Source organism: Paenibacillus ihuae (assembly GCF_001368795.1).
In the GTDB taxonomy this organism is placed as follows: domain Bacteria; phylum Bacillota; class Bacilli; order Paenibacillales; family Paenibacillaceae; genus Paenibacillus_AQ; species Paenibacillus_AQ ihuae.
Window position 1 is genome coordinate 1,495,687 of sequence record NZ_LN831198.1, and the last position, 6,646, is coordinate 1,502,332.

At 44.8% G+C, this 6,646-nt stretch carries 8 protein-coding genes; 3 read left to right on the top strand and 5 right to left on the bottom strand.

The annotated features are described in order from the left end of the window. The first annotated feature begins 324 nt into the window (after positions 1 to 324). Positions 325 to 1,338: a GDP-mannose 4,6-dehydratase gene (locus AQR02_RS06600; RefSeq protein ID WP_054939903.1), complete on the top strand. Its 1,014-nt coding sequence runs from the start codon at positions 325 to 327 to the stop codon at positions 1,336 to 1,338. Positions 1,339 to 1,398: 60 nt separating this feature from the next. Here the strand turns inward: AQR02_RS06600 and AQR02_RS06605 are convergent, their stop codons facing one another. From AQR02_RS06605 to AQR02_RS06615, 3 genes are read right to left on the bottom strand one after another with little or no spacing between them, the layout of a single operon-like run. Continuing rightward, on the bottom strand, positions 1,399 to 1,764 hold the full coding sequence (locus AQR02_RS06605) for a GntR family transcriptional regulator (RefSeq protein ID WP_054939904.1): 366 nt from the start codon (positions 1,762 to 1,764) through the stop codon (positions 1,399 to 1,401). Beyond that, on the bottom strand, positions 1,761 to 2,417 hold the full coding sequence (locus tag AQR02_RS06610) for an ABC-2 transporter permease (RefSeq protein ID WP_054939905.1): 657 nt from the start codon (positions 2,415 to 2,417) through the stop codon (positions 1,761 to 1,763). Before AQR02_RS06610 ends, AQR02_RS06605 begins: the two co-directional genes overlap by 4 nt. Continuing rightward, positions 2,410 to 3,267, bottom strand: coding sequence for an ABC transporter ATP-binding protein (locus AQR02_RS06615; protein ID WP_054939906.1), 858 nt, complete (start codon positions 3,265 to 3,267; stop codon positions 2,410 to 2,412). The genes AQR02_RS06610 and AQR02_RS06615 overlap by 8 nt, the downstream gene beginning before the upstream one ends. A 194-nt stretch (positions 3,268 to 3,461) precedes the next feature. Between AQR02_RS06615 and AQR02_RS06620 the strand changes: the two genes are divergently transcribed. Beyond that, positions 3,462 to 4,013: a hypothetical protein gene (locus AQR02_RS06620; protein ID WP_054939907.1), complete on the top strand. Its 552-nt coding sequence runs from the start codon at positions 3,462 to 3,464 to the stop codon at positions 4,011 to 4,013. A 164-nt stretch (positions 4,014 to 4,177) separates the two neighbouring features. On the opposite strand, the gene AQR02_RS06625 is transcribed toward AQR02_RS06620, so the two are convergent. Beyond that, positions 4,178 to 4,552: a VOC family protein gene (locus AQR02_RS06625; RefSeq protein WP_054939908.1), complete on the bottom strand. Its 375-nt coding sequence runs from the start codon at positions 4,550 to 4,552 to the stop codon at positions 4,178 to 4,180. Positions 4,553 to 4,780: 228 nt separating this feature from the next. Here AQR02_RS06625 and AQR02_RS06630 point away from each other — a divergent pair, with 228 nt between their 5' ends. Beyond that, the gene (locus AQR02_RS06630; RefSeq protein WP_054939909.1) at positions 4,781 to 5,404 is read left to right on the top strand and encodes a hypothetical protein; all 624 of its coding nucleotides are present in this window, start codon (positions 4,781 to 4,783) and stop codon (positions 5,402 to 5,404) included. A gap of 131 nt (positions 5,405 to 5,535) precedes the next feature. On the opposite strand, the gene AQR02_RS06635 is transcribed toward AQR02_RS06630, so the two are convergent. Continuing rightward, a partial coding sequence (locus AQR02_RS06635; protein ID WP_054939910.1) for a M3 family oligoendopeptidase occupies positions 5,536 to 6,646 on the bottom strand: 1,111 nt, incomplete at its 5' end.

Below are 6,646 nucleotides of genomic sequence, written 5' to 3' on the forward strand. Positions count from 1 at the left end.
ATACCGTATTGCAGCAATGCTTTCGGAGTGCTTCCTCCGCCTTGATCCAAGGCTGCAATAAAGCCGCTCGCATGTTGAGTCCGCTCTAACTGTTTCGTATTCATGGATGTTTCTCCTCTCGTTTACATAGATTTGGAGATCAACTTGAACCTGTTTATTATAACATTCCTGCGTGTAGGTATACATTTCTGGTGTATTCGACTGTGAATTAGGTTGTATCTTGAAAAAATATTGTAATTATTTAGTAATAGGTATATCATCGTCAAAAATGGATAATCCAACCTATGTCTCCGGCTTAACTAAAACACATTGGAGGTTTTGATGATGCAACGCTCATTATCTGATTGCTGTGCTTTAGTAACAGGGGCTTCCGGATTTATAGGCGCCTGGCTAACTCGTCACCTCGTTGATCAAGGTGCTGAAGTAACCACTATTTTGAGCGAGTTCAACCCGCGGAGCCAGTTTGCAAAGCTGGGATTGGACAAGGAGATTCGATGCTATTATGGGTATATTACCGATTACAACCTGATTGAACGTGCAATTACAGACGGAAAAATAAATACTGTCTTTCACCTCGCTGCTGTTTCCCTTCAAGACTTGGCCTACCAGATCCCATGGCAAACTTTTGAAACCAATGTAAAGGGTACCTATAATCTACTCGAGGCTTGCCGTGTTCACCAAGACCAGGTATCGAAAATATTAGTTGCGTCCAGTGACAAGGTATACGGTGACAGTCCTATTCTCCCCTATTACGAAGATATGCCTATTCAAGGCAGAAATCCCTATGATGTATCTAAGGCTTGTTCCGATCTTATTGCTCAAAGTTATAGACATAGTTTTAATATGCCTATAGCGGTAGGCCGTTTCGGCAATATTTATGGTGGTGGCGACCTGAATTACCGCCGCTTAATTCCCGGTACCGTACAACGGCTGTATGCAAAACTGCCCCCAGTGATTAGAATTCCTTCAAACGGAATATACATGAGAGATTTTTTGTATATTCAAGATTTGATTGCCGCGTATATGGCTATGTACCATTTTGTAGATAGAGAAGGAAAGGGTGACGATTTTAATTTTGGGACAGGTAAATTGTGGGACATCAAACAAGTGATTGAGATCATTCAGCGTGCCATGAATCTTGAACATATTGAACCACTGTACGAACATCACAAAAACAGTGAAATCTTGCACCAGCACCTGTCACCTGAAAAAGCAAAATTTATGCTCAATTGGTCTGCAGAAACTTCTCTTGAAGAAGGAATCAGAAACACGGTGGAGTGGTACTGCAATTATTGGAATCCTGATGATTCTAATAATGCTGTGTTGGGAATCGTTTAACGCATCGGCAGTTCAAATTGCTGTGGAACGGCAAAAAGGCGTTCAATGAACGCCTTTCGATTAATAAATCTTGTTCAGCAACTCAATCACTTCATCTAGGGTGAGACCAAAGGACTTGTAGTAGGATGTATCGCTCTCCATTTGCTTCAGGATCATTTCGTTACGTATCCGCAGCATATCACCCTGTGAGAATTCGGCTACAAAACATCCTTTACCAGTTACCGTATTTATCAAACCGCTTCGTTCAAGTTCTTCCCAGGCTTTCTTAACGGTAATTACGCTAACATTAAGCTCTAGGGCTGCCTGACGAATGGGAGGTAGACAAAAGCCGCTTTCCAGCTCGCCTTTCAGAATTTGTGCGCTGATCTGCTCGTAAAGCTGCTGATAAATCGGTTTCTCGGAAGTATTCGAAATCGTTACATTCATAATATCTCCACTTTCAGGAATCTCTTTACGGCAATCCGATAGGCAATGAAGGTGAGTACAATGAAAATTACGAGGCCCGCCATCAGAATGGATAGCTGCAGCACTGTATTATCCGTCCCGGAGCCATAGAAAATGTCGTTTACCCAAGGACTTTGGATTCCGGCCCATTGGGCCACTCCGGCAAAAAGGATTGCGGCTGTAGTGGATGCAGTGGTTGCCGCTCCATACTTATACGCCGTCTTGTAGTGGATGGATATAAATATGATGTTGAAGATCGCCAGCATGATGAAACATAATCCCCAAAAACCCATATGCGGCGGATAGAAAATGTAAGTCAGATGAGGGTACAAGCGAAACGTAAATATACTGAAGATCATGGCAGCGAGAAGATGCATGAGTTCAAGAATGACAACAACGGTTATCCTGGACTTCACGATGTCTCTTTTGGTCACGGGCATCATCGTACTAAACATCAAATCATTCTGGCTTTTAAATCCGCCAAACATATTCGGTATTGTTATGAAGCAGAAGTATAGCGGTACGATAAAGTAGATCCAGCCGGGAATAAGCATTAAGCCCCCCATAATTAAGGGTAATACGAAAAACCAGGGGTTTACGCCTAATTTCAAATCTTTCATTACCAAATTATACATATACATCCTCCTTCTTTTTCGCGAAGTAGATCATGATTTCATCGAGGCTCGGTGTGGTGGCCCTTAGGTTGGAGAGTGGATCCATGTCTTTGGTATGAATCAGTCCGGTAAAGCCGAAAGAGTTGATTTTGTAAGAAATCAAATGTTCCCTCACTTCGTTTAATTGGGCTTCGCTGCCGCTGAGTAAACGGTAGGACTCCTTTAATTCGTTTTTCTCGGAGCTGGCAATGATTTGCCCATGCTCAATGAAGGTTATATAGTCCGCACATCTTTCTAAGTCGGAGGTAATATGAGTAGAGAATAGAATGCTAATCTCGCCGCCCATGATGAGCTCCTGAAAAATATCGAGCAAATCGTCTCTTGAGACAGGGTCGAGTCCGCTGGTCGGTTCATCCAGGATGAGCAGCTTTGCGCCATGCGATAAAGCAAGAGCCAAGCTGTACTTTACCTTCATTCCTCTGGACAGCTCCGCTATTTTTTTGTTCTCATCCAGCTTGAATCTCTTTAGATAATTGTAGTATGTTTCATTATTCCAATTCTTATAGAATTTCTTTGTAATATCGGTCAGCGTCTTGATCTTGCTGCGTGTATAGAAGTCGATATCACCGAATGCGCATCCGATTTCCTGCTTCAATTCAATTTCGTGATCAGCGATGTTCTTGCCAAGAATGTATATCTCGCCGCTATCGACTTGAACCATGTTCAAGATCGATTTTATCGTGGTTGTTTTTCCTGCGCCATTGGCTCCGATAAAACCCATGATGTAGCCTTTCTCCAATTGAAAAGATACATCTTTGATCTGAAAATTAGGATATCTCTTATTTAAATTTCTAATATCTAATGCCAGCATATTATACCTCCTCTAAAAATTGTGTATCCCGTGTATGCACAATGTATCACAAGGCTTTTATAATAGTCAATGGGTAGTTCACGCGCAATTCCATACATTTACATTTTTCTAGTAACATTTGTAACAGTATTAAATGCTAGAATTTGATAAATATAGAATGTAAGCGTTTTAATAATAGGACTGGGGGAATGGTTGTGAAAAAAGTAACAAAATTATTGTTGGTGGCCGGGATCTCATTGGCGGTTGTTGGTGTAGGTAACAGCGGCGCTCTTAATAATGTATCTTCCGCAGCAAGCGCACCGCTTAAAGTGGGCCGGGTGGAAGCTGCTGCCCATGGCACCAGATGCTTTACGGTAGCGGTTGCGGTAGTTCAGAACGGCGTAATCGTAGCTGCTTCGCTGGACGACTATCAATTCCTGAGCACAGATGTGGCAACGGGAGTGCCTAACTCTGATAAGGATTTCGGACAGAATTATAAAGATCCTAACGTTGTTCTGGCTTCCAAAAAGGCTAATGCCGAATACTATAGCGAGCATATGAAAGAAGAGGCGAAGTCCACAGTTAGTTACGACAAGAACATGGCTGCCATTGAGAAATTTGCGACAGGCAAAACGATCAAATCACTTGAACAAACCCTTACTTACAAAACTAAGGAGCAAGTGGTTGACGCTGTCAGCGGAGCAACACTTGTGGATACCCAAGGCTACTTAAAAGCAATTCTTGCCGCAGCTAAAGCTGCTAAATAAATTACCCCACTCGTCAAACGTCGCAGGGGGCTGTCCCAAAAGCCATGAAGTGGCTGTTTGAGATAGCCCTCTTTTTTTAAGTAGGATTAACGTGAACACTTGGATGGACGCTCCGCGGACGAAATGTTGTTCCAGATTTTTTTCATTCCCCTTAGCGGTGAAAATCAAACCATGAAACACCAGCGGACGCCAAAGGCATCGGCAAACTGCACCATGCAGGGACTGAAGAAAACGGGACCGAGCGGTGTAATTGTTGTGCTTCCCTCTTTAATAATCTCATAAGCCTGCTTTAGCGCTTCCTCATCTTCAAAAGCTGCGACCAGCTCCAGTACAGCATCTGCCGGGTTCACGATTTGGCCGCCGTAGTCACTCAGCATGACTCTTTGGCCCAGGATGTGCATCTCTGCATGAATGACGACTGTTTCGGGTTCCTGTTCCGGATCATACATGATTGAATCAACTGCAGTGTTAAAAGCCTTGGCATAAACCTTAATAGCCTCTTTGGTACGGTTGTTTAAATATAATTGCGGGATCAGCATAGAATCGCTCCTTCATGATAGAGTACGGATATGGGTGAGATTGCCTATAAATATTTTACATGAAATAGTTTTCACTGTATTGTAAAAATACGACATAGAAGGATGTTAAAGCCCGCCATTATGCGGTTCTTCCTGTTGCGGTAGGGAGAGCTCCAGACTATCAGGCCTATGAATATATTTTACCTGGAGCCGCTTGGTGGTATGATAGAAAGTGGGGTGAAATGAATAATGAATAATGAGACAGTTAATGAGGAAACAAGCAGCAACCCGCCCGAGATGACCGAAGAGAAGTGGAATGAGCTTCTGAAGGCGGTTCACCATAATGGTATGGTGGCTTTGAAAATGTATTTTAAAGATGTGGACAGTCAAGTATTGAACTTGGCAGCCTACGGGCCAGTGTTCCTGTATCATGTCAAGGACGAGGCCGGGGATGTCTATTCAACCGGTTTTTTCCTTCGTGAACTGGTAGGGCGCTTCCAGTCGGATAAGAGTCCTGAGGTCTGGGTGTCCTCCTTCTTCCACGAAATGATGAAGACCAAGGGAGGCCAGCCGCTGCCAAAACAGCCGGAGAGTGAAGACGAGGCTAAGGCGGTCATTGACAATCAGGTCATTCCGCTGTGCATTAAGACAGTAGAAGAAGAATTCGCACCGGAAAAAGTGCATGCAGGATTGGCGTTTAACGAAACTCACGGTCCGGTTTTTGAAGCAGGCTTCCCGGAAATTACCGAAGGCAATAATGTCTGCGCGATTCCGCTTCAGCTGCTCTATACGCATTATCAGCTGAACCGCGACCCTTCCGAGCTACTGCTTCAGGGGATGTACAATATCCGTAAAGAGCATGGCTTGGAATAAAGCGGATTTGGACTGATGAGCAGGATTAATCCTGGGCTTATAGCCTGATCCTATTCAGTACAAAGAGACGGCAGGAGTCTGCCGTCTCTTTGTGCTATGCAGGTATTAGATAAGTAATGAAGCGTTAAGCTCTATAGAGCCTTGTCGTCGATAGAGTTCAACCAGCCCTCGATATCCCCGATGACAGAGCCGACACAGCCGTCTTGGAACGGTGAGATGAGTCCGGCCAGTTCTACGAGTTCAACAAAGGACTTACTGCCTCCAGCCTTACAGAGCGTCAAGTAATCACTCCAGGCATGCGCGAAATCCTCACCTGAGCGTTTCCAGAACTGGAAGGCGCAGAGCTGGGCCAATGTATAATCAATATAGTAAAAAGGGCTGCGGAAAATATGGGTCTGCTTCTGCCAGAATCCGCCGTGTTCCAAGTAGCTGTTGCCGCCGTAGTCGCGGTGCGGCAAGTATCTCTGCTCGATTTCCCGCCAGGCCTGTTTGCGCTCAAGGGGCGTCGCTTCAGGATGGCTGTAAACATAATGCTGGAATTCATCAACGGCAACGCCGTAAGGAATAAATTCCAGGCTGCCCGCCAGATGGTTGAACCGGTACTTATCAGCGTCCTCTTCAAAGAACAGGTTCATCCACGGCCAGGCAAAAAACTCCATACTCATCGAGTGGATTTCTGCGGCTTCATAGGTAGGAAAGGCGTACTCGGGCACAAGCAGGCTGCGGCTGGTATATACCTGGAAGGCGTGGCCTACTTCATGGGTCAATACATCGATATCTTCTGAGGTTCCGTTAAAGTTAGAAAAAATGAACGGTGCCTGATACTTGTTGAGATAGGTGCAGTACCCGCCGGATTGTTTGGCGCTTTTGCTTAACAGATCCATAAGCTCGTTCTTTTGCATAAATGTAAAGAATTCGTCCGTTTCGGGCGAAAGCTCTTGATACATTTTCGCACCATTAGCCAAGATCCACTCCGGGTCGCCCTTTGGCGTGGCATTGCCGCTATTAAAGGTAAGGCTCTCATCATAGAACTTCAGCGTGTCAAGACCCAGGCGCTCCGCCTGACGCTGCTTCAATTTCTGGGCTACTGGAACGATTTGCTCAAGCACCTGTTTGCGGAAGCCTGCAACCATGCCGGCATCATAATCCGTACGGTTCATCCGGTCATAGCCAAGCTCAACAAAGCTGGGATAGCCTAGCTTCCTTGCAATCCTCGTGCGTACATTAACCAGCTCATCATAA

Bases quoted from the DNA above. Each gene is read 5' to 3' on its own strand.
- AQR02_RS06600 (WP_054939903.1), top strand. From the start codon at position 325: ATGCAACGCTCATTATCTGATTGCTGTGCTTTAGTAACAGGGGCTTCC.
- AQR02_RS06605 (WP_054939904.1), bottom strand. From the start codon at position 1,764: ATGAATGTAACGATTTCGAATACTTCCGAGAAACCGATTTATCAGCAG.
- AQR02_RS06610 (WP_054939905.1), bottom strand. From the start codon at position 2,417: ATGTATAATTTGGTAATGAAAGATTTGAAATTAGGCGTAAACCCCTGG.
- AQR02_RS06615 (WP_054939906.1), bottom strand. From the start codon at position 3,267: ATGCTGGCATTAGATATTAGAAATTTAAATAAGAGATATCCTAATTTT.
- AQR02_RS06625 (WP_054939908.1), bottom strand. From the start codon at position 4,552: ATGCTGATCCCGCAATTATATTTAAACAACCGTACCAAAGAGGCTATT.
- AQR02_RS06630 (WP_054939909.1), top strand. From the start codon at position 4,781: ATGAATAATGAGACAGTTAATGAGGAAACAAGCAGCAACCCGCCCGAG.